21 protein-coding genes are annotated in these 20,866 nt (G+C 66.4%); 10 read left to right on the forward strand and 11 right to left on the reverse strand.

Annotated elements, in window-relative coordinates; translation table 11 throughout:
- Position 1: 1 nt before the first annotated feature.
- Positions 2-1,294 (reverse strand): Glu/Leu/Phe/Val family dehydrogenase, encoded by a 1,293-nt coding sequence (locus ACYQ0R_RS05215; RefSeq protein ID WP_459821350.1) that lies wholly within the window; start codon positions 1,292-1,294, stop codon positions 2-4.
- 173 nt (positions 1,295-1,467) lie between these two features.
- Between ACYQ0R_RS05215 and ACYQ0R_RS05220 the strand changes: the two genes are divergently transcribed.
- The 5 genes from ACYQ0R_RS05220 to ACYQ0R_RS05240 all read left to right on the forward strand — a co-directional run bounded on the left by ACYQ0R_RS05220 (position 1,468) and on the right by ACYQ0R_RS05240 (position 5,382).
- On the forward strand, positions 1,468-1,932 hold the full coding sequence (locus tag ACYQ0R_RS05220; RefSeq protein ID WP_459821352.1) for a PH domain-containing protein: 465 nt from the start codon (positions 1,468-1,470) through the stop codon (positions 1,930-1,932).
- Positions 1,929-3,773 (forward strand): PH domain-containing protein, encoded by a 1,845-nt coding sequence (locus tag ACYQ0R_RS05225; protein ID WP_459821354.1) that lies wholly within the window; start codon positions 1,929-1,931, stop codon positions 3,771-3,773. Before ACYQ0R_RS05220 ends, ACYQ0R_RS05225 begins: the two co-directional genes overlap by 4 nt.
- Positions 3,774-3,915: 142 nt before the next feature.
- The gene (locus ACYQ0R_RS05230; RefSeq protein ID WP_459821356.1) at positions 3,916-4,284 is read left to right on the forward strand and encodes a hypothetical protein; all 369 of its coding nucleotides are present in this window, start codon (positions 3,916-3,918) and stop codon (positions 4,282-4,284) included.
- Positions 4,285-4,391: 107 nt separating this feature from the next.
- Complete coding sequence (locus tag ACYQ0R_RS05235) at positions 4,392-4,769, forward strand: hypothetical protein (protein WP_459821358.1); 378 nt, start codon at positions 4,392-4,394, stop codon at positions 4,767-4,769.
- A gap of 61 nt (positions 4,770-4,830) precedes the next feature.
- On the forward strand, positions 4,831-5,382 hold the full coding sequence (locus ACYQ0R_RS05240) for a hypothetical protein (RefSeq protein WP_459821360.1): 552 nt from the start codon (positions 4,831-4,833) through the stop codon (positions 5,380-5,382).
- A gap of 65 nt (positions 5,383-5,447) precedes the next feature.
- Here the strand turns inward: ACYQ0R_RS05240 and ACYQ0R_RS05245 are convergent, their stop codons facing one another.
- Positions 5,448-6,389, reverse strand: a complete 942-nt coding sequence (locus ACYQ0R_RS05245) for an alpha/beta fold hydrolase (protein WP_459821361.1) — start codon at positions 6,387-6,389, stop codon at positions 5,448-5,450.
- Between the two features lie 140 nt (positions 6,390-6,529).
- Here ACYQ0R_RS05245 and ACYQ0R_RS05250 point away from each other — a divergent pair, with 140 nt between their 5' ends.
- On the forward strand, positions 6,530-7,300 hold the full coding sequence (locus ACYQ0R_RS05250) for a hypothetical protein (RefSeq protein WP_459821363.1): 771 nt from the start codon (positions 6,530-6,532) through the stop codon (positions 7,298-7,300).
- 49 nt (positions 7,301-7,349) lie between these two features.
- On the opposite strand, the gene ACYQ0R_RS05255 is transcribed toward ACYQ0R_RS05250, so the two are convergent.
- Genes ACYQ0R_RS05255 through ACYQ0R_RS05265 form a run of 3 tightly spaced genes read right to left on the reverse strand, consistent with a single transcriptional unit; the run spans position 7,350 to position 9,465 of the window.
- Positions 7,350-7,862, reverse strand: a complete 513-nt coding sequence (locus ACYQ0R_RS05255) for a nucleoside deaminase (protein ID WP_459821365.1) — start codon at positions 7,860-7,862, stop codon at positions 7,350-7,352.
- Positions 7,863-7,886: 24 nt separating this feature from the next.
- Positions 7,887-8,243 (reverse strand): hypothetical protein, encoded by a 357-nt coding sequence (locus ACYQ0R_RS05260; protein ID WP_459821367.1) that lies wholly within the window; start codon positions 8,241-8,243, stop codon positions 7,887-7,889.
- Positions 8,236-9,465 (reverse strand): cystathionine gamma-synthase, encoded by a 1,230-nt coding sequence (locus ACYQ0R_RS05265; protein WP_459821369.1) that lies wholly within the window; start codon positions 9,463-9,465, stop codon positions 8,236-8,238. The genes ACYQ0R_RS05260 and ACYQ0R_RS05265 overlap by 8 nt, the downstream gene beginning before the upstream one ends.
- Before the next feature lie 177 nt (positions 9,466-9,642).
- Here ACYQ0R_RS05265 and ACYQ0R_RS05270 point away from each other — a divergent pair, with 177 nt between their 5' ends.
- Positions 9,643-11,043: a serpin family protein gene (locus ACYQ0R_RS05270; RefSeq protein ID WP_459825677.1), complete on the forward strand. Its 1,401-nt coding sequence runs from the start codon at positions 9,643-9,645 to the stop codon at positions 11,041-11,043.
- A gap of 13 nt (positions 11,044-11,056) precedes the next feature.
- Here ACYQ0R_RS05270 and mobA read toward each other — a convergent pair whose 3' ends face one another.
- Positions 11,057-11,731, reverse strand: a complete 675-nt coding sequence (gene mobA / locus ACYQ0R_RS05275; RefSeq protein WP_459821371.1) for a molybdenum cofactor guanylyltransferase — start codon at positions 11,729-11,731, stop codon at positions 11,057-11,059.
- Positions 11,732-11,981: 250 nt separating this feature from the next.
- On the opposite strand from mobA, the gene hisS reads away from it, so the two are divergent.
- Positions 11,982-13,298, forward strand: a complete 1,317-nt coding sequence (gene hisS, locus ACYQ0R_RS05280; RefSeq protein WP_459821373.1) for a histidine--tRNA ligase — start codon at positions 11,982-11,984, stop codon at positions 13,296-13,298.
- A gap of 31 nt (positions 13,299-13,329) precedes the next feature.
- On the opposite strand, the gene ACYQ0R_RS05285 is transcribed toward hisS, so the two are convergent.
- The 3 genes from ACYQ0R_RS05285 to ACYQ0R_RS05295 form a co-directional block, all read right to left on the reverse strand.
- Entirely contained in the window at positions 13,330-13,626 is a 297-nt protein-coding gene (locus ACYQ0R_RS05285) for a hypothetical protein (protein ID WP_459821375.1), read from the reverse strand.
- 58 nt (positions 13,627-13,684) lie between these two features.
- Positions 13,685-14,554, reverse strand: a complete 870-nt coding sequence (locus ACYQ0R_RS05290) for an Nmad3 family putative nucleotide modification protein (protein WP_459821376.1) — start codon at positions 14,552-14,554, stop codon at positions 13,685-13,687.
- 291 nt (positions 14,555-14,845) lie between these two features.
- On the reverse strand, positions 14,846-15,259 hold the full coding sequence (locus ACYQ0R_RS05295; protein WP_459821378.1) for an Lrp/AsnC family transcriptional regulator: 414 nt from the start codon (positions 15,257-15,259) through the stop codon (positions 14,846-14,848).
- A gap of 96 nt (positions 15,260-15,355) precedes the next feature.
- On the opposite strand from ACYQ0R_RS05295, the gene carA reads away from it, so the two are divergent.
- Complete coding sequence (carA, locus tag ACYQ0R_RS05300; RefSeq protein WP_459821380.1) at positions 15,356-16,417, forward strand: glutamine-hydrolyzing carbamoyl-phosphate synthase small subunit; 1,062 nt, start codon at positions 15,356-15,358, stop codon at positions 16,415-16,417.
- Between the two features lie 181 nt (positions 16,418-16,598).
- On the forward strand, positions 16,599-17,447 hold the full coding sequence (gene surE / locus ACYQ0R_RS05305) for a 5'/3'-nucleotidase SurE (RefSeq protein WP_459821382.1): 849 nt from the start codon (positions 16,599-16,601) through the stop codon (positions 17,445-17,447).
- Positions 17,448-17,550: 103 nt separating this feature from the next.
- Here the strand turns inward: surE and deoC are convergent, their stop codons facing one another.
- Positions 17,551-18,189, reverse strand: a complete 639-nt coding sequence (gene deoC / locus ACYQ0R_RS05310) for a deoxyribose-phosphate aldolase (protein WP_459821384.1) — start codon at positions 18,187-18,189, stop codon at positions 17,551-17,553.
- 67 nt (positions 18,190-18,256) lie between these two features.
- Positions 18,257-20,836 carry a TSCPD domain-containing protein gene (locus ACYQ0R_RS05315; protein ID WP_459825679.1) on the reverse strand — a complete coding sequence of 860 codons (2,580 nt, stop codon included), beginning with the start codon at positions 20,834-20,836 and terminating at the stop codon, positions 18,257-18,259.
- Between the last annotated feature and the right edge of the window lie 30 nt (positions 20,837-20,866).

Genomic DNA, 20,866 nt, shown 5'->3' on the forward strand with positions numbered 1-20,866 from the left:
GTTAGGGGAACAGCCCGCGGTACTCGTGGGCGCTCGCGGTCCGTTCGAGTGCGATCGTGTACGCGGCAGTCCGCAGGTCCGGGATGTCGCCCTCGTCGTACCGGGCGATCGTCTCGTCGAACGCGGAGCCGATCCGTCGCTCCAGCTCCGCGTTCACGGTCTCCAACGGCCACGAAAACTCCTGAGAGTTCTGGACCCACTCCAGATACGAGACGATGACGCCGCCCGCGTTCGCGAGGATGTCGGGAACGACCTGGATGTCGCGGTCCGTGAGCACCTCGTCGGCCGCGACCGTCGTCGGCCCGTTCGCGGCCTCAACGACCGCCGACGCGCGGAGTTCGTCGACGTTCTCGGCGGTGATCACCCCCTCGACGGCGGCGGGAATGAGCACGTCGACGTCGAGTGTCAACAGCTCCTCGTTTGCGATCCGGTCCGGCTCGTCCCACCGGGTTCGGTCCCGGCTGGCACCGCGAAGCGTCCCATCGGTGTACTCCTCGATGAGCCCGCCGGCCTCCACGTGTGCGGCGAGCGTCGGCACGTCCAGCCCTTCGGGGTCGTATGCGGCTCCGGTGACGTCCGAGGTCGCGACAACCCGTGCGCCGGACTCGTCAAGCAGTTTCGCGGCGTGCGAGCCGACGTTGCCGAACCCCTGAATCGCCACCGTCGCCTCCGAGAGGTCACGTTCGAGGTACTCGAACAGTCGCTCCGTAACGATCGACACGCCCCGACCGGTCGCCGCCGTCCGACCCGGCGTCCCGCCGAGCTCCAGCGGCTTGCCGGTGACGACTTTCGGCACCGTGTACCCCTCGTACATCGAGTACGTGTCCATGAGCCACGCCATCGTCTGCGAGTTCGTGTTCATATCCGGTGCGGGAACGTCCGTCTCGGGTCCGATCATTCGCCGGATCCCCTCCGTGTACCGACGGGTGAGCTTCTCGAGATCGTTTTCGGTCAGATCCTTCGGTTCGCAGATCACGCCACCCTTTGCGCCGCCGTACGGGAGGTCCACGAGCGCCGTTTTCCAGGACATCCAACCCGCGAGTGCCTCCACCTCCCGCTGGGTGACGGTGGGGTGATATCGGATCCCGCCTTTAAACGGGCCGCGTGCGCTGTCGAACTGGCATCGGTACCCCTCGAACACCTCGACCTCGCCCGAATCGAGTTCGACGGGGAGCGTCACCTTCAGCGTGCGCTCCGGATGTTTGAGCCGCTCGAACACCCCGTGGTCGACATCGGCGTACTCCTCGGCTCGATCCATCTGCGCCAGCATGTTCTCGAACGGGTCGTCGGCCATGGGCGGCGAGTCTCAGCCACGAGTGATAGCGGTTTCGGCAACACTCTCCACTGAGAGAGGATCTCTACCGTGCAACGATCGCGCGGTCGGCCCCCGTCCGGGTCGCGGGAGTTTTTACGTGCCCCGCGATAACGGCGACGTATGACTCTCGGAGACGCGACGGAGGGACGTCGATGACGACACAGCGGCTCAACCCGCGCGTCCGGATCGTCTGGGTCGTGCGCGCAGCGGTCCTCGCGCTGTTCCTGACGACCCCGTTCGCGGGCGCGTTCTATCTCGGATTTCTGCCCGAGTGGGCACCCATTGCGGCGGGCGCGACGCTTCTCGTGCTCGGGGCCACACACGCCCTGCTTCGCTACCGGCGGTGGAGCTACGAGATCCGCGAGGACGCGCTGTACCTCGACCGCGGCGTCGTTACGCAGGTCCGGACCGCGGTCCCGCTCGTCCGCATTCAACACGTCGACTCGCGACGCGGTCCTATCGAGCGGAGCGTCGGACTCGCGTCGTGTGTCGTGTACACGGCCGGCTCTCGCGGTGCCGACGTTCGGATTCCCGGACTGACGCCCGAACGAGCGGACGACCTCCGCGAGGAGTTGAAACGACTCGCGATCCGTGCCGACGGGGAGGACGCGGTGTGAAACTCGCCAAGCAGTCGATCCCGTATCGCGCGCTCCAGAAGGTGTCGGGAGTCGTCGTGCTGCTGTTCTTCCTCGCGACCGCCAACGAGTGGGGACTCGCGATCGCCGTGGGGGGCTCACTCGCCGTGTTGCTCGTCGCGGGCGCGTACGAACTGGCGTACTACCGACGGTTCGAGTACGAGCTCACCGAGGACACCCTCGACATCTCCTCCGGCGTGATCTCGCGTCGTGAGCGGGAGATCCCGTATCGGCGGATCCAGAACGTGGACGTGAGCCGGAACGTCATTCAGCGCGCGCTCGGGATCGCCGCGGTCGATCTCGAGACCGCCGGCGGCTCCAGTACGGAGGGAGCGATCCGCTACGTCGTCCCCGCGGAGGCGACGCGACTCCGACGGGAGATACAGCGACGGAAATCCGACGCGTCAACCGGCGTCGACGCGGACGGCGACCCCACCGGCCCGGTCGAAACGGACCTGTTCGCGATCACGCCCGGCGAGCTCGCGTTGGTTGGTGCGCTCTCGTTCGACGGCCGACTCATCGGTCTCCTCGCGTTCCTCGGCTCCGGCTCCTTCCCCGTCCTCTCCGGCTTCCTACCGGACGCGTCGGCGGCGATTCTGACGGCGTTCGCCATCGTCGCGGTGGGGGCGCTGTTTCTCGTCTCGTGGATTCTCGGAGCCGGGATCGCCTTCTCGAACTACTACGGATTCCGTCTCGCGCGTGCCGGCGACGAGCTCCGGTACGAGCGCGGACTGTTCCGTCGGTACAGCGGGTCGATCCCGCTGGAGAAGGTGCAGACGCTGATGGTGTCGGACAACCCGGCGAAGCGCGCACTCGGCTACGCAACCCTCTCGATCGAGACCGCCGGCTACGCGCCCGGACAAGGCGGCGAGTACGGGAGTCAGGCTGCCGTTCCCATCGCCAGAACAGAGCGCGTGTACGATCTCGCACGCGAGGTCGAGACGTTCGGCGAACCCGAGTTCTCGCGCCCGCCGAAGCGGATACGCTGGCGATACGTGTTTCGATACACATTGGTGCTCGCGGCTCTGACCGGCATCGCCTTCGCGGTCGACTGGTGGATCGCCGGGGAGATCCCGTGGTATCTGCTCGCCGGACTGCTCGTTGCGGTTCCGCCCGCCGCACATCTGAAGTGGAAGCACCGCGGCTACTGGCTTGGCGAGAACCATCTGCTCACGCGAAACGGGTTCTGGAGTCGAGAGGTCCGGATCGTCCCCTACTACCGGATTCAGAACGTCATCGACACGCGAACGGTGTTTCAGCGCCGCTGGCACGTTGCGACCGTCGTCGCCGACACCGCGGGCACGAACTCGATCGTCGGTCACGACGCTGCGGCCGTCGACTTCGACATAGAGGAGGCCGAACGGCTTCGCGAGACGCTACAGGAACGACTCCAAGAGGCGCTCCGGGATCGTCGCGCGCGCCGCACCGCGTTCGAGTGGTTCGACGGCGACGATGTCGACGGTGAGGGTGTCGACGGTGACGACGCTGGCGACGTTGACGGCATGGGGAGTGAGTTCGTCACTGCGGCTGATTCCGCTGCCGACACTGAGGCCGCTAGCTCGACCGACGGGCCGAGCACGTCCGACTCGGCACGGGAGCCCGATGACGACTCCGACCGCGGCGGCGTCGTTCGACCGGAGTTTACCCGGACCGAGCGCGACTACTCGGAGCCGGCCGACCCGATCGATACCGGGGAGTATGCTGTCGACCGATATCCGTCGGACGCGGACGTCGCTCACCGGAACGACGAGACGACCGACGACCGCGACGAGACGACCGACGACCGCGACGAGACGACCGACGACCGCGACGGCGACCGATGAGGTTTCGGCGACGGGCACGGTGAACTCCGTCGGTCATCCCTGGCGGTCGTTTCCGCTGGTTGTCCGCTAGTCGTCCCCGTCGTTCGTCCCGGAATCGGCTCAAAGCGGTGTCTCCTTGTATACGAAGCCCCCAGTGATGGATATGAGCGATTCGCTGTACGACCGGTACGGCCGCGGCGTGATCGGGGGGCTCATCCTCGGATTGGCGATCCTGTCCGTCGTTTCGGGATACTACCGGATCGCGGAGGGTGGAACGGACGCGATCGCTGACGTGCTGGTCAGTCTCTACATCGCCGGACTCGTGCTTTGGGGGTTCTTCCGCGAGGGGTTCGACACGTTTCGGTTTCGGGTCATGTTGTACGTCGGTCTCGTTTTATGGGGAACCGTCGACTATCTCGGCGGATCGGACTCGGCGTTCACGTTTCTGCTCATTATCGGCGGCTCGCTGCTGCTCGCGCGGGCCATGTACACATATGCGGACCGACAGCGGAAGCCAGTGTACGAGCGGTGACGCACGCCCGGCGAGCCAGTCGCGCAACCGCTGACCGACCGTCCCGCTCGACCGGCTACGGCCATAGCCGACCAAACAGCTATGAGACCGGGGTGAGTCCCTAGCGTATGGGCTCGGCGCGTACGGTGTTCCGGATCGACGAGACCTCGACGTGGGGATGGCGCTACTGGATCGGGGTGCTCCTGTCGATCGGGATCGCGGCGGTGAACCTCTACGTGGGGTACACCGCATCCGAACCGCCGATACTCGCCGTCGGAGTCAGCTTTCTCGTCGGCGTGGTGCTCTTTTTCACGCGCCTCTGGCGACCCGTGTTGTATCTCGTCGGCGTGCTCCACGTCACCGTGCTCGGCGTCATCTGGGTGCTCTCCGGACTGCAGTTTCTCGCGATCGGTCTCGTCAACGGGGTGCTCAGTCTCTCGCTCGGCGCCATCGCGCTCTGGCTGTTCATTGAGGAGGAGCGGTCCGCCATCTCGTCCGATACGTGACGCCCGACGCGACCCCGTCATCGACACGCTCATTTCGCTTGCGCTTATAACTCCACTCGTCATGCGCGTTCGAGACTGGCAGGAGATCCTGACGGACGTGGCCAGCGACTCGACCGACCCCGATGGCTGGCGGGCCGTTGCCGGAACCCGGCGCAAGGGGCTCGGAGAGGATCTCTACTTCGGCCACCCGAACGTCGGCGTCTACCATCTGAAAACGTACGCGAAGAACCCACGGGACCTCCGAGGAGTCGGGACGCGGGTCGCGCGGAAAGTCGACGACGAGATCGACCCGCTGCTTCCGGACGACGAGTCGCCGGGTCGGTTCGCAGTACGGACCGCCCCGGAAGACGAGAGCGAGGCCGAGCAGATGGCGACTCGCCTGGAGGAGACGCTCAGAGTTCACGCCGAAGCGCCGACGGAGCCGGACCACCTCTTCGAGGACGTGATGGACGCGCTCGACTCCCCGGCGTTCGGTCCCATGTCCTACGAGTTCGACGGTCGACCGGACGAGTTAGACGACCTCTCGGATACGTTCGACGAGGCCGAGGAGCTGCTCTCGAAGGAGCTGGACGACCTGATCGAGACCGACGACGTCGACAAGGGATTTTACTGATCGGTTCGGGGAGGGTTCACTGATCGGTTCGGGGAGGGTTCACTGATCGGTTCGGGGAGTCGTGATCACGCCCGCGTGCCGGGCGGAAGCGGATCCGCGTGCTCCGCGATCGCGTCAGCCACGCGATGTGGCTCCTCGTGTATCACCCAGTGGGTCGCGTCCTCGACCGTGTGGAGTCGGCCGTCGGCACAGTGAGCGACGCTATCGGCCGCCATCGACTTGCGAAGAAACCGGTCTCTCGCCCCCCAGATGACGAGCGTCGGCACCTCGACGCGCGGCGTGTCTGGCGTCGGTCGATCCCGAACGATCGCGCGATACCAGTTCACCATCGCCTCGAACGCTCCGTCGCGGTTCCACGCGCGACGATACCGTCGGAGATCCTCGGCGTCGAACGTGCCCGGGCGACTCGTGTCCTTGAGTCCCTTGGTCGCGAGCCGCCAGTTCTCCGCCCGGGCGACCGCCTCGGGAAGCTTCGGCAGCTGGAACGCGAGCACGTACCAGCTTTTCAGTCGCTGGTCCCACGAGGACCGGAGCGTGCGCTCGAACACGGTCGGATGCGGGACGTTGACGGCGACGAGCGACGAGAGTCGGTCGGGACGGTGGATCGCGAGCCACCAGCCGACCGCCGCCCCCCAGTCGTGGCCCGCGACCGCCGCGGTCTCCCGGTCGTACGCGTCGATCAGCCCGACCACGTCGCTCGCGAGCTCGTCGATCCGATAGTCGCGCACCCGCGGCGGCTTCTCCGAGAGGTTGTAGCCGCGCTGGTCCGGAACGACGACGCGGTAGCCGGCGTTCGCGAGCGGCGCGATCGTCTCGTGCCAGCCGTACCAGAACTCCGGAAACCCGTGCAACAAAACGAGCAGCCGTCCGTCCTCCGGTCCGGCCTCGACGACGTGGAGCCGCACCCCGTTCGTCTCGATGACTCGCGACTCGCCCGGCACCCCCTCGGGGATCTCGTCGTCCGGGATCGCCACGTCCGGCGTGGCCTCGACAGGGATCTCCGTCATACGTCTCGTTCGCACTCGACGCATAAATAACGCGCTCGCGACGGCGGACGAACACGACGAACGTGTCGACACCAAATCGGCACCGCGCGAACGGGAAAACGGGCGACTAGCTATAAGCGATCGTGATGTCATCTCCCATTATGGCTCGTACGGGACGTCTCAGCAGCCTCTGGAACCGATCGACGGCGGCGAAGATCGCGATCGTGACGGCGGCGCTGCTCGTCGTCTTTCTCGTCGTGATCGCGGGGTTCGTCGGGCTCGGAACCGCGCTGTTTTACGACTCCTACGAGTCGTCGTATCAGTACGAGGCGAGCGTGGAAGTCGACGGCGCGACCGAGGACGTGGTCGTCCTCCTCCCGATCGGCGTTCACGACGGCGAGGCGGTCGTCGACGAGCTGTACGTCGCCGACAGCGACCGGTTCGTCGGCGTCTCACACGAGGTCGTGGCGACCGACCACGGCCCGATGCTCCGGATCGAGATCGACGAGGTCCGCGAGGGTCGCGACACGCTCTGGTTCGACTCGCGGATCGTGTCCGACCGAACGATCGACACGCGGACGCCGCGCGGAACGGAGCCCGTTCTCTCTCCGGTCGAACTCAGCGAGCCCGAACGTGGGGCGGACGACCACGACGACTGGGCCGCGGACCGGTGGTCGGACCGCCGGACGTTCGACGCCACGAGCCCGGTGTACGTCGAGCACGGCGGCGACGACGACGTCAGCTTCGGCGTCACCGTGCGCTACGAGGGAACGAACGAGTGGTGGACGTTCGGGTGGAGCTGGAACACCTACGAGACGTCCGTCGCGGGCGACGTCGCCGGAACCGACCCGGAGGGTGAGTGGGTCGAGCTCCGCGGCTGGCACACGGAGGGCTCCGGGACCTACCCGCGGTTCCCGCCGACGCCGTCGTAATACGTCCCCAATTCTCACGCTGTACCGGATCGCGGTTCGCCGCTCGTGCTCAGCCAAAAAACGTCTCGTGAACCCGCATCCCGGCGGCCTCGTTCACCGGACCCTCGACCGCGGTGTCCCCACCCGACCGTCGCACGACCGCCTCGCAGGGGATGTCGATGACGCCGTCCGACAGATTCGCGAGCGTCCGTCCGCGGACGGCGAACACCACCCGATCGAGACCCGCATAGACGATGGCGCTTGCACACATAGGGCACGGCTCGGTGCTCGTGTACATCGTGCATCGGTCCAGCTCCTCGTCGTTCAGTTCTCGGGCAGCCCACCGCGCCAGCTTCAGCTCCGGATGCGCGGTGACGTCGTCGTCGCTCCGTGTCGTGTTGCGCGACTCCCTGACCACCTCCCCGTCGACGACGAGCAGCGAGCCGAACGGCGTGTTGCCGTCGGCGACCGCCTCGCGGGCGAGCTCGAACGTCCGCTCGATGTGACGATCACTGGGGCTCTGGTCGGTGTGACCCTCGCGGTCGGCGTTACCATCACGATCGGAGCAGCGTTCCTCGACCATGCGCCGTCGTCCACCCGACGGGAGTTAACGATTGCTTCGGTCGGGCTCGCCGTCACAGCAGACGGTGTACCGAACCTCGGTCGCGAGCAGTCTCCGTACCCGTTCGAGCGCAGCTTCGACGGAGTCGAACGGGCCATCCTTCGTCACCGTCGCGCCGTCGGCCGACAGCGCGGTCGTCCAGCGCGTCTCCGCACCCGGACCCTGACGCGGCTCCACGTGTATCTCGCGGTCCGGGAGCCGGAGCCGGACTCCGTCACCACGCTCGACCACGTCCCACACGATGTCCTCGTCCATCCCCGTCGCAACGGTCGACCGCAACCGTGCCCCGAGCTCCGGGATGGTTGTCCCGTTACTGCCCTCGCTGGAACGGTTTTCACTCATGTTCAGCGTCCCGTGCCGCGTCGAACGCCGTCTGGAGATCGGCTTTCAGGTCGTCGACGTGCTCGATCCCCACGGAGACGCGGATCAATCCATCCGAGAGTCCGGCTGCGAGACGTTCCTCGCGCGGGATCGCGGCGTGAGTCATCGCGGCCGGCTGCTCGATGAGGCTCTCGACGCCGCCGAGCGATTCGGCGAGGGTGAACACCTCGGTCTCCGAGACGACCGTCGACGCCTGCTCCAGCGTTCCATCGAACTCGAACGAGAGCATCCCGCCGAAGCCGTCCATCTGCTCGGCGGCGAGCTCGTGTTGCGGATGCGACTCGAGTCCGGGATAGTACACACGGTCCACGTCCTCGTGGTCGTCGAGCCACGCTGCCAACGTTGCGGCGTTCTCGCAGTGACGGTCCATCCGGACGGACAGCGTCTTCGTTCCCCGCAAGACGAGGAACGCGTCAAACGGCCCCGGCGTCGCGCCGACCGCGTTCTGGTAGAACCCGAGTCGCTCGTCGAGGTCGGCGTCGTCGACGATCAACGCGCCGCCGATCGTGTCGGAGTGGCCGCCGAGGTACTTCGTCAGCGACTGGGCGACGATATCCGCACCGTGTTCGAGCGGTCGCTGGAGGTACGGCGTCGCGAACGTGTTGTCGACCGCACACAGCGCGTGGTGTTCGTGGGCGATCGCCGCGAGCGCCTCGATGTCGTTGACGTTCATCAGGGGGTTCGTCGGCGTCTCGACCCACAGCAGTTCGGTGTCCTCACGGACGGCGTCGCGGACCGCGTCGTGGTCGGTGGTGTCGACGAACGTCGTGTCGAGATCGTACTGCTCGTACACCTGCGTGAGGATACGGTGAGTACCGCCGTACACGTCGTCGCCCGCAACGACGTGGTCGCCGGCCTCGAGGAGGTTGAGGACGGTGTTGATCGCGCCCATCCCCGACGAGAAACACCGCGCGTGACTGCCGGACTCGAGCGACGCGAGGTTCGCCTCGAGGTCGCTTCGGGTGGGGTTCCCCGTCCGCGAGTACTCGTAGCCGCGGTGCTCCCCCGGCGCGTCCTGTTCGTACGTGGAGTTGGCGTGGATCGGCGTCATCAGCGCGCCCGTCTCCGGATCGGGCTCTTGGCCCGCGTGGATGGCTCGGGTTTCGAACCGGTTCGTCGTCGAGGCGTCCGCTCCCCCGACGTCGTCGCCGTCGGAGACGGTGTCGGATCGCTGGTCGCTCATGCCAAGGTGTCGTCGCCCCGGCTGCCTGACTCTTGTCCTTTCAGGCAGCCGCCCGACCATGCCAGCCCGACGGGTACCACAAAGAGCTGTTTGTGTCTCTACAAGACACTTATACGGCCCGAGCGACCGTACGGTATGGACGGAGTACGACGTGCCTCGCGGACCGACCGGTCCTCAATGACGCGACGAGCCCTTCTCGCAGCGACCGGACTGGCAGCGGCAGCAGCGCTCGCCGGGTGTGCGGACGACGATCCGCCGGAGACAACGCCAACGGAGGCGACCGATCACCCTCCCGACGAAAACGTCGAAACGCCGCCGGAGCCGCCGGCCGAGTCGCTTCCGGAGGGCGAGCCGTCCGCGCCGACCGCTCGACTACGTGATCTCGTCGCCGGCAACGCCGACTTCGCGACGTCGCTCCACGACCGGCTCGTCGAGGCCGACGACGCCGATAACGTCTTCTTCTCGCCGTACAGCGTCTCGATGGCGCTCGCGATGACGTACGCCGGGGCGGCGGGCGAGGCGGAGGCGGCCATGCGCGAGGCGCTTCGGTTCTCGCTCGGCGAGGAGACGCACCCGGCGTTCGCGGCCCTGCAGGACGAACTCGACGAGCGAGAGACGACTGCTGGCGGCCCGGGTGGTGGAGACGGCGGCAACGGCGACACGGGCGACGAGGAGGATGACGACGCGGTCGACGCGTTCCAGCTATCGGTCGCAAACGCGTTGTGGGGCGAGGCGGAGTTCCCCTTCGCGGACGAGTACCTCGACACCGTCGACGAACACTACGGCGGCGGGTTCAACGAGGCCGACTTCGCGGGCGACCCGGACGGCGAGCGCGAGCGCATCAACGACTGGGTCGAAGAGGCCACCGATGAGCGGATCGAGGACCTGCTTCCCGAGGGGTCGATCACTCCGCAGACCGTGCTCGTGCTTACGAACGCCATCTACTTCATGGCGAGCTGGGAGCAGGAGTTCGACCCGGAGGAGACGGTCGACGGGACGTTCACGGCGCTTGATGGCACCGAGTCGACAGTTCCCATGATGGTGCAGGATCTCCGGACGAACTACGCCGAACTCCCTGGTGCGCAGGTGATCGAACTCCCGTACGTCGGCGGCGACGTGTCGATGGTGCTCGTCGTTCCCGACGAGGGACGGTTTGCGGAGATCGAGACCGAACTGTCGGGGGAGACGCTGTTCGGCGTGTTCGAGGCGCTCGGCGACGCCAGCGGCGACCTCCGGATGCCAAGCTTCGAGTACGAGTTCGACGCCGCGCTCTCGGAGACACTTCGCGAGCTTCGGATGGGTGCGGCGTTCGGTCCCGATGCGGACTTTTCACATATGGTCACGGGGGGGAACGGTCCCGGCGTCGACGAGGTGTTCCACGAGGCGTTCGTCAGCGTCGACGAGGAGGGGACGGAGGCCGCGGCGGCAACCGCGGTCACGATGGTCGAGAGCGCGCCGCCGGAGTCGTTCGATCTGACGATCGACCGTCCGTTCCTGTTTTATATTCGTGACCGCCCGACCGACGCCGTGTTGTTCGTCGGGCGTGTGACCGACGCCGGTGCAGCACAGGGATTATGAAAGGGTCAACGCCTCACGCGAGCGCGCTCTCGACGAACGACTCGGCAGCTTCCAGCTCCTCGCGGGTGTTGACGTTCTCGAAGGTTCGGTCGGTCGTCCGCGCGTGGATCGCATCGTCGCCGACGACCACGTACTCGAGCTCGGAAAGCGGATCGAGGATCTTGCGGTCGCCGCGTGCGAGCGCTCGGTCGCAGGCGTCGGCCATCGCTTCGGTGTTGTACACGGCTTGTGTCGTCTGGTACCACTGGTCGTCGAGCTGTGGGACTGCGGCGTCGCCTTCCGTTGCGTCCGCGAACAGTGACGCCGCGAACGCGGGATCGACGAACGGCATGTCACAGGCGACGACGAACGTGTATTCACCGCTGGCTGCTCGGCAGGCGTTGCGGATCCCGGCGATCGGTCCTTGGTCCGGCTCGTCGTCGAGCGCCCACGCGACCGAGACCGGGAGCCCCTCGATCGCGTCGGCGATCGCGTCCCGCTGATCCGGCCGGCAGTTGACGACGAGTTCGCCGACGACGGGGTCGCCGCTCGCCGCACGCTCGGCACCCGGCGGAATCGGATCGTCGACACCTGCGAGCCGGTTCGCAACCCGGCGGATCATCGGAACCCCGTTGAGCTTCGCGACTGATTTGTCCCTGTCTCCGAACCGCGTCGAACGCCCTCCCGCGACGATGGCTCCCGTCCTCATACGTTCCCCTACGGCCTCCCCCTTCTTCGCTTTTGAGGTCTCGCGCCGCGTTCGCCCGTCTGGTCGGCAGTGCGGGCGTTCGCGTCGTCGGCCTGTTCACCACGTTCCTCTTCGTGGTCGATTCGGCGCTCGCGGGTGCGATAGGGGGAGTGCTTGGCGACTGAGAACGGTGGCTGTCGGCCGGGGAACACGTCGGAACCGGTAGGTCCAAAGGAGTGGTTTCAAGCGGGCGCTCGTCAAACCGGCGTACATGTACGACGGACTCAAGGGGTTTCGTGATATCTACCCCGAGGAGCAGTCGGCGCGACGCGAGGTGACGGACGCGCTCGAGGATGCCGCCGCAAGCTACGGGTTCCGCGAGGTGGCGACGCCGGCACTCGAACGCACGCAGATGTACGTTGATAAGTCGGGCGAGGAGATCGTTGACGAGCTGTACGCGTTCGAGGATAAAGGCGGTCGGGAGGTCGCGATGACCCCGGAGCTCACGCCGACTGTCGCGCGCATGGTCGTCGCCAAGGGTCAGGAGCTGTCGAAGCCGATCAAGTGGATGTCCACCCGCCCGTTCTGGCGCTACGAACAGGTCCAGCAGGGTCGATTCCGCGAGTTCTACCAGACGAACATCGACATCTTCGGATCGTCGGCTCCCGAGGCCGACGCGGAGGTGCTTGCGGTCGCCGCGGACGCGCTCACGTCGCTGGGGCTCACCGGCGACGACTTCGAGTTTCGGGTCTCCCACCGCGACGTGCTCGGCGGACTCGTGCGAGCGCTTGCAGACGATCCCGAAGCGGTCGATACGGCAGCCGCGATCCGCGCGGTCGACAAACGTGAAAAGGTCGACGACGGGGAGTACGTCGGGCTGCTCTCCGACGCCGGGCTGGACCGCGCGACCGCTCGAGAGTTCGACGACCTGATCACGGACGTCGACGATGTCGGCGACCTCGAGACGGTCGCCGCGGCCGGCGGCGAGGACGTCGAGGCGGCCATTGCGAACCTCACCGACGTGCTCACCGCGGCCGACGCGTTCGGGGCGGGTGAGTTCTGCGAGATATCGCTCACCACCGCGCGCGGGCTCGACTACTACACCGGCGTCGTCTTCGAGTGTTTCGACTCCACCGGCGAGGTGTCCCGCTCCGTCTTCGGCGGCGGACGCTACGACGACCTGATCGAGAGCTTCGGCGGTCAGCCCACCCCTGCTGTCGGCGTCGCGCCGGGCCACTCGACGCTGAAACTGCTGTGTCAGCGCGCGGGAGTCTGGCCGGAGGAGGCGCTGTCGACCGATTACTACGTGCTCTCGGTCGGCGACACGCGAACGACCGCCGCGAGCGTCGCACGCGACCTCCGCGATCTGGGCCACGTCGTGGAAACCGATGTCTCCGACCGGTCGTTCGGCGCACAGCTCGGTTACGCCGACTCGATCAACGCCGAAACCGTGGTCGTCGTCGGTGAGCGCGACCTCGAGAACGGCGAGTACACGATCAAGGATATGGCGTCCGGCGACGAGACCACCGTGTCGGTCGACGAGTTTCCGCCGGAGTCGGGACGCCCGACGTACGACGACTACGAGTGACCGTCCGTCGGTAAGTGGTGGCTCCCGCGACTCACAGACGGTCGCCACACTCCCGGCACCGCCGCGCTCCGGGGAGGAGTCGAGTGTCGCAGGACGGACAGCGGCGCGACCCGGGATGTGGAGCGCTTGCCGCGGCGAGCACGTCAGCCGCCGAGGGTGACGGCTCCTCGTCGAGCACTTCGCGAGTCACGAGCGTATCGATCAGGGCGTCGTCGCGCAGCCACAGCAGGAACCGCCAGAGCGCGATGAAAAGCACCGTCGGTCCGACGATGACGATACTGGCGACGAACAGCCGGAACGCCAACTCGACCGCGGTGATCCCGGCCATACCGTTTCATGGTGTTCGGTAACAATGATCGTTTTGTCGGTGCGTCGACGTCGACCCGTCAGTCGTCTCTCGCCCACCGGACGCGGTCGAGCAGTTCGGCGGTCGACGCCGGGTCGAACCGCAACGGTCGACGCCACCACGGTCCGTTTCCGGAGTCGGAGGAGTGCTCGGTGACGAGGCGGTTCGCCTCCGACCCTGACTCGGGCGTGCTTAACGGTACGACCCGCTCGAACGGTCCCGACGCCGCCGGGTCACCGACCACGACGACCCGTGCGTCGAACGGGTCGCGTTTGCAGTGGGCGTTCGTTGGAGCGAGGTCGGTTGCGACCTCGCGGTCCGGCTCCGAGACGACGGTCGACACGCGGATCCCCGCGAACAGGTAGGCGCCCCAGTCGGGTGCGAGGTCGTCGGCGATGTCGACGCTGGCGTGCGACTGGAGCCACTCACCGTCACGGTGATCCGTCGCGTTCGCAGCCTCCACGGCGTCCGTAGCCTCGGCAGCATCTGCGTCCTCACCGTCATCGATACGCCCGCCACCGGGGCCGCGCCAGTCCGAAGGACGAAGCGTTAGCGTGGCGTAAAACAGCAGCCAGTCCCCGGGTTCCAGCTCGCCGATCGGCCCCGCCTTGACCGCGAACGGGTCGCCGTACGTTGCGTGATTGCGTCCGTGAACGCCGGGGAACTCGGGGTCCATGTGGACTGACGTCCGCCGGAGATCCTCCGGCACTAAAAAGGGGAGGTCGAGATCGGCGTACGTCGGAATCGGCTCGTCGACAGGGAACCGATCCCGCGGTAGGGTCGTCGCGGATTCCGGTATCGGAACGTACGTGAACGAGCCGTCCGGGTACACTGGTCCCCTGAATCCGGGCTCGTTCGTGTTCGCGGCTACGTTGACCGCGACCGCGCGAGGAGCGGACTCGGAACTCACGTCGGTCCACCTCTCGGGCTCACGTCGGTCCACCTCCGAACCGGTGTCGGCTACTGCTCATCGAACGCAGTACGGCGGTGCAGCTGAAAGCAGTTGGGGACGGGGGCGATCCGGGAGGCGTCGGTTCCGACGGGACATCTGAGTTCTCGTTCCGGCGGGTTCGTGGACGTTCGACTCGATGGTCCGAGCCCCGTTCCGGGCCGATATCCGCAAAACAAACTGCTTGTGAACCCGCCGAGGCGGCCAGCGTGCACAGACCCGACGGAAACGGGGGGTGCCCGACCGGTTCGCTCATCCGAGCCGCTCGTCCAGAATGAGCCGCGTTTTCGTCGATTTGACCTCGTCCAGCTCCCGAGCCTGAGAGATCAGGTCGTTGACTGCGCCGGTGTCGACGGCGTCGACGATCAGGACGACGTCCTCCTCGCCGGACACCTGCCAGACGAAATCGACCTCCTCCCACTCGACCATCCGTTCGCTGACCGCGGCCGTGTCGACGTTCATCTCCACGGAGATCTCGATCATCGCCTTCACGTTACCCGTCCGCGTCGTGACGGTGAACCGCTCGATGATCCCTTCCTCGGTCATCCGGTCGACCCGATTTCGGACGGTTCCCTCCGAGGTACCGACTCGGTTGGCGATTTCGGTGTACGGCGTCCTCGCGTCCCGTCGAAGGATCGAGAGGATGCGACGGTCGAGCTCGTCCATACTCCACCGTCGCCCTCCGCCGACTTACTCGTTACGAATATCGTAATGAATCTACGAACGACGCACTTATTAGTGTAGATGCGTACGTTTCTCGTAATGTCGGACGCCTATATCGCGCTGGCCGACGGACGCGTGCTCGAGGCTCGCGCCCGCGCACCAGGGCGGACACGTGGTGAACTGGTGTTCACGACCGCGTACACGGGATACGAGGAGTCGCTCACCGACCCATCGTACGCAGAACAGATCCTCACGTTCTCGTATCCGCTGATCGGAAACTACGGCGTCCGATCCGAACGATTCGAGTCCGACTCCGTGCAGCCTCGCGCGGCGATCGCCCGCGAGATGACGAGCGACGTCGCCGACTGGCTGGCCTCGGAAGACGTTCCCGCCGTCGACCACGTCGACACCCGCGAGATCGTCACGACGATCCGGGAGCACGGCGCGATGGCCTGCGGTATCGCCGCCGGAGCGGATGCCACACCGGAAGATGCCGTCGCCGAGATGGAGGCGTGCAAGCCGATGAGCGACCACACGGAGATCGGCGCGCAGGTCTCGGTGACCGAACCGACGGTCCACGAGGGGGGTGGCACAGCGGACATCGCGCTCATCGACTGCGGCGCGAAGGGGTCCATCATCAGCTCGCTCACCGAGCGCGGGGCGGACGTCCACGTGCTCCCGTACGACGCGACCCCCGAAGACGTCGCCGCCGTCGACCCCGACGTGCTGTTCATCTCGAACGGTCCCGGTGACCCGGAGAACTTCGTCGCCGCACAGGAGATCGTCGACGAGTTCGCGGGCGAACTGCCTATCGCCGGCATCTGTCTGGGCCAGCAAGTCGTCGCGAGTGCGCTCGGCGGGTCGACGAAGAAGATGGCGTTCGGCCATCGCGGCGTCAACCAGCCCGTGAAGGATCTCCGGACCGACCGGGTCGTGATGACGACGCAGAATCACGGCTACACGGTCGACGACACGGGTCCACTGGAGGTGACGCAGGTGAACGTCAATGACGACACCGTCGAGGGGCTCGACAGCGAGGAACTCGACGTGATCACTCGCCAGTATCATCCCGAAGCGAACCCCGGACCGCACGACTCGCTCGACTTCTTCGACGACGTGCTCGCGCTCGCGGACGACACGCAGCCGGTCGTCGCCGACTGACCGGGTCCTCACACGACCGGGTGCCGGGGGCTCCGGTCCACGTCCGGCACCGCACCACGGCTGGTGTACCAGCCTTCCGGTGACTCCGTTCGATCTTTGACTGCAGAGCTGACCACAACCGCCACCTCCGCGTGTCGGCGCAGTCGGCGGCGTTTTTACCCATCGGCACGCAGTGGCAAACGTGACCAGTGAGATCCTCCTGACGAACGACGACGGTATCGACGCCGTCGGTCTGCGGGCAATTTACGACGCGCTCGTAGCCGACCACGACGTGACCGTCGTCGCGCCGGCGACGAACCAGTCGGGCGTCGGCGGGACGCGCTCGTGGTGGGAGACGACCGTCGACTACTCGGAGGCGGGGCTCGGCTACGCCGTCAATGGTACGCCGGCCGACTGCGTCGCCGTCGCGGACGTCGCGCTCGATCTCGACCCGGATCTGGTCGTCTCCGGCTGTAACCACGGCCCGAACATCGGCGCGCATATCCTCGGCCAGTCGGGAACCGTCGGCGCCGCGCTGGAGGCGGCGTTCCTCGGTACGCCCGGGATCGCCGTCTCGATGTACGACCGCGGAAACCTCCCGATCGCGCCGACGGTGGCCCACGGCGACTTCGCGCTCGCCGGCGACGTCGTCTCGGAGCTCGTCGCCGCGTTCGAGCGGAGCGGACTCCCGCTCGGCGCGGACGTCGTGAACGTGAACGTGCCCGCTGCGGACGACGAGGCGGCCGCCGACCCGACGTACCGCTTGACGGAGCCGGCCCGCGGGTTCGACGTGATCGAGTTCCATCCCGGCGACGACGCACCGAGCGAAGCCGGATTCGACGACTCCAGGGGGGAGATGGGGATGGAGCTTCGCGACCGGTTCTGGCGGGAGTTCCTCCGTGGCGACGTGGCCGACGACGCCGGCTCCGACCGGCTCGCCGCGATCGAAGGAGAGGTCAGCGTCTCGCCGCTCGGGGCGTCGCGGGCGATCGCCGGCGACCGGGCCGGCGAGACGCTGGAACTCGCGTCGAGCGAGCGAGCACGTCGATGACGGCGGACCGTTAAGCCGAATTTACCCGGAATTTCGTAGCTCCCGGCAGTATGTGGATGATGATCCGGCGTGAGCGGGCTGACGGGAGCGAACGACGGCTCAACTACACCGGGTGACCGTCGACGATCGCAACGCCGGCGGACGCTCCGATCCGCACGGCCCCAGCCTCGAACATCGCCATCGCCTCCTCGTAGGAGCCGACGCCGCCGGACGCTTTCACGGGCAGGTACTCGCTCATCAGTTCGACATCGGGAACGGTCGCGCCGCCGTCGGCAAAGCCGGTCGACGTCTTCACCATGTCGGCGTCGGCTTCCACCGCCGCCTCGCAGGCACTGCGCTTCTCGGCGTCGGACAGCAGCGCCGTTTCGATGATCACCTTCACCGGGATCGGGACGGCGGCGACGACCTCGGCGATGTCTGCGGCGACGGCGTCGTCCTCGCCCGCCTTCAGCCGCCCGACGTTGATCACCAGATCCAGCTCGTCGGCCCCGTCGTTCCACGCGTTCACGGCCTCGTCGTGTTTCGACGCCATCGACGCCTGTCCGTGCGGGAACCCCACGACGGTCGCGATCGTCTCCGGAGCGTTCTCGTAGGCGACCGCTTCCTCGAGATAACACGGCGGGATACAGGCGTTCATCCCGTGGTCGGCCGCCTCGTTAAGGACGGCTTCGACGTCGCTCCACGTCGTCTCCGGACCGAGAACGGTGTGATCGATGCGGGCAGCGAACTCCTCGCGGTTCATGCTCGTGGCGTCGGGGTCGGAGGCCAAAGACCTACTGGCTCGCTACCGAACCGTCGCTACGACGACCTCAACACTCCGACCAGCCGCAGGACTCACACGTCTTGCAGCCCTCGGAGTAGTAGAGGTTCATGCTGCCACACTCGGGACATTCGGGCGATTCGCCGGCCGCGATCAGGTCCTGCGTGGCGTCGTCGCTTTCGGCCGCGTCGTGCGCGTCGACCGACGGGTCGACGGCGGTCGCGCCGCCGTCGGTCTCTCCCGGCGGCTCGGGCTCCGTCACTCCCACGTCAGCGCCGCTTTCGACGTCCGAGAGACTCTGCTGTTGGGGGATCCCTTTGTCGATCTCGTCGTCGAGATATCGGCGGAGCGCCGTCCCGATCGCGTCCGGGATCGACTGGATCTGTTCGCCTTTATCCCAGGCGACCTTCGGGCTCCGGGTCCCCTGCAACTCGTCGACGATCTCCTCGGGGTCGACTCCGGATCGAAGCGCCGTCGAGATGACCTTCGCGAGCGCCTCCGTGAAGGAGTTGGTGTATCCGCCGGAGTGGCCGATGTTCGCGAACAGCTCGAACGGTCGGCCGTTCTCGTCCTCGTTGACCGTGACGTACAGCTTGCCGTACCCCGTCTCGACCCGCTGGGTGACGCCGGACAGCGAGTCGGGACGCGGTCGCGTTTCCGTGTACTCGAAGCTCGGGTCGTCGGTCGCCTCGAGCAGGTCGGCGATCTCCGCATCGACCGCAGCCCGCACGTCCTCGTTGTCGAGGAACGACTCCACGCCGCCGAACACCTCGTTGATCTGCTCGACGATCGTCTCCGCAGCCTCCGTCTCGTCGGCGAACTCCGTGTTCTTCGCGCGGGTCGTGAGCACCTGCTTCGAGCGCGTCCCGTCACGATAGACGGTGACACCCTTCCCGCCGTGGTCGTAGATGTACCGGTACACCTCGTCCATATCCTCGATGGTGGCGTCGTTCGGGAAGTTACACGTCTTCGAGATCGCCGAGTCGACTCCCTCCTGACACGCACACTGTACCGCCGCGTGCTGTTTGCCGGACAGATCGCCGGTGACGACGAACAGCTCGCCGATGGCGTCCGGAACGGTGTCGAGCCCCTCGACGCCGTCGAACTCGTTTTCGGCCATCTGGGCCTGCGCCTCCGCTTTGACGGCTTCGACGTCGACGTCGTTCGCCTCCAGCGTCCGGAGGAAGTAGTCGTCGAACTCGACGAGCATCTCGTCGCCCTGGACGTCGTCGGAGACGTTCTTGTAGAACGCGACGTTGTAGATCGGCTCACAGCCGCCCGTCGTGTTGCCGATCATCGACGTGGTGTTGTGTGTCACGAACCCGTTCGCCACGTAGGTGTTGTTCGACGGGACGCTGATGTCCTTCGTGTACGCCCGTTCCTCAGTGATCGACTCGACGGTCGCGGCGTAGAACGCGGTCAGCCGACGGCCGTCGATCCGGACCGTACGTTCGGTCTCCGATTCGACGTCCCGGACGAGTTTTCGGGACACGGATCCGTTGATCGGCGACTGATTCACCCGGTTTTTCACCGGATCACGTACCGACTCGTACCCGTCCAGACTCCGCAGTTTCTCGACTATCTCCGGCGGGTACGTATCGTTCTTGTACGACTGGGCAGTGAGATCGAGTTCGGTCGACTTCGTAATGAACCCGATCTCGTCGACGAAGCGTTTATCCTCCCGTCTGTTTGCGCCACGAACGCTGTATCTCGGCCGATCCCCGTAGTGGTCGTCCATCGATTCGGTCTCGAGAACGTCCGTTACGAACACACATCCCAGCGACAACAACAACGTCTGGACCTGGTCCGCCAGCGTCTCCGAGACGGTAGAGAGTTCGACCTTCCGGGATGCGGTCCCGTCGGCCTCGAACAGCCCGCGGAGGAATGCCGTCGCGACTGCTTCGTCACCTCGAAGAACTGCTTCGGGAACGAAAGCGCTTGCCGCACCCTCTCCTTCGTTGCCGTCGTCTTTCGTCCAGCCGTTGTCCTCGAAGTAACGAGGCAGATGCCGTCCGCCAAAGGTGAGAATGTGTCGAGTGTCTCGGTCCTCGATGGTCGGCTCGACGCCGAAAAGCGACGTGCCGAGTGAACGGAGATGCTCGTCGAGACCCTCGGCCGTGGACTCCACGACGAGCTTCACGCCGACACCCTCGTGGACGTACCCGTCACCCATGAAGTAGCCGAGGAACTCGGCCAGCTCCGGGGACATCCGCTCGGGAAGCCGGAGACTCTCATCCGTGTTGTGATAATAGTTGTCGGCCTCGCTCGTGTCGAGTGCGAGCCGTGATCCGCCGTCGAACGTGTTGCGCTGCAGGAGGATCCTGTCTCCCGGCTCGAACTCGCCGGCTTCCTTCCACGCGTACTCGCCGTTGGGTCCAAGCGTTCGGAACCGGTGGTTCGGCGTCGCCGCGACGCTGAATCCGCCTTCGGTTTCGATCCGGCGGACGTCGGCGAAACCGTTGTCGTACACCGCCGTTGCGGTTTTCGTCCCGCCGTCGGTCGAGACGCCGACCTCGATCTCGTCCCACTGCTCGAACTCGGCAGTCGTCTCGTCGAGATCCTTGATCGGCCGAAGCCCCTCGTCGGTCGAGATCAGCGAATCCTCGTCGACACAGCCAGTGGGCGCGATCGTCGTCGTGTTGTGGTTGCGGACCGGGAA

It is taken from the genome of Halorubrum luteum (genome assembly GCF_054652935.1).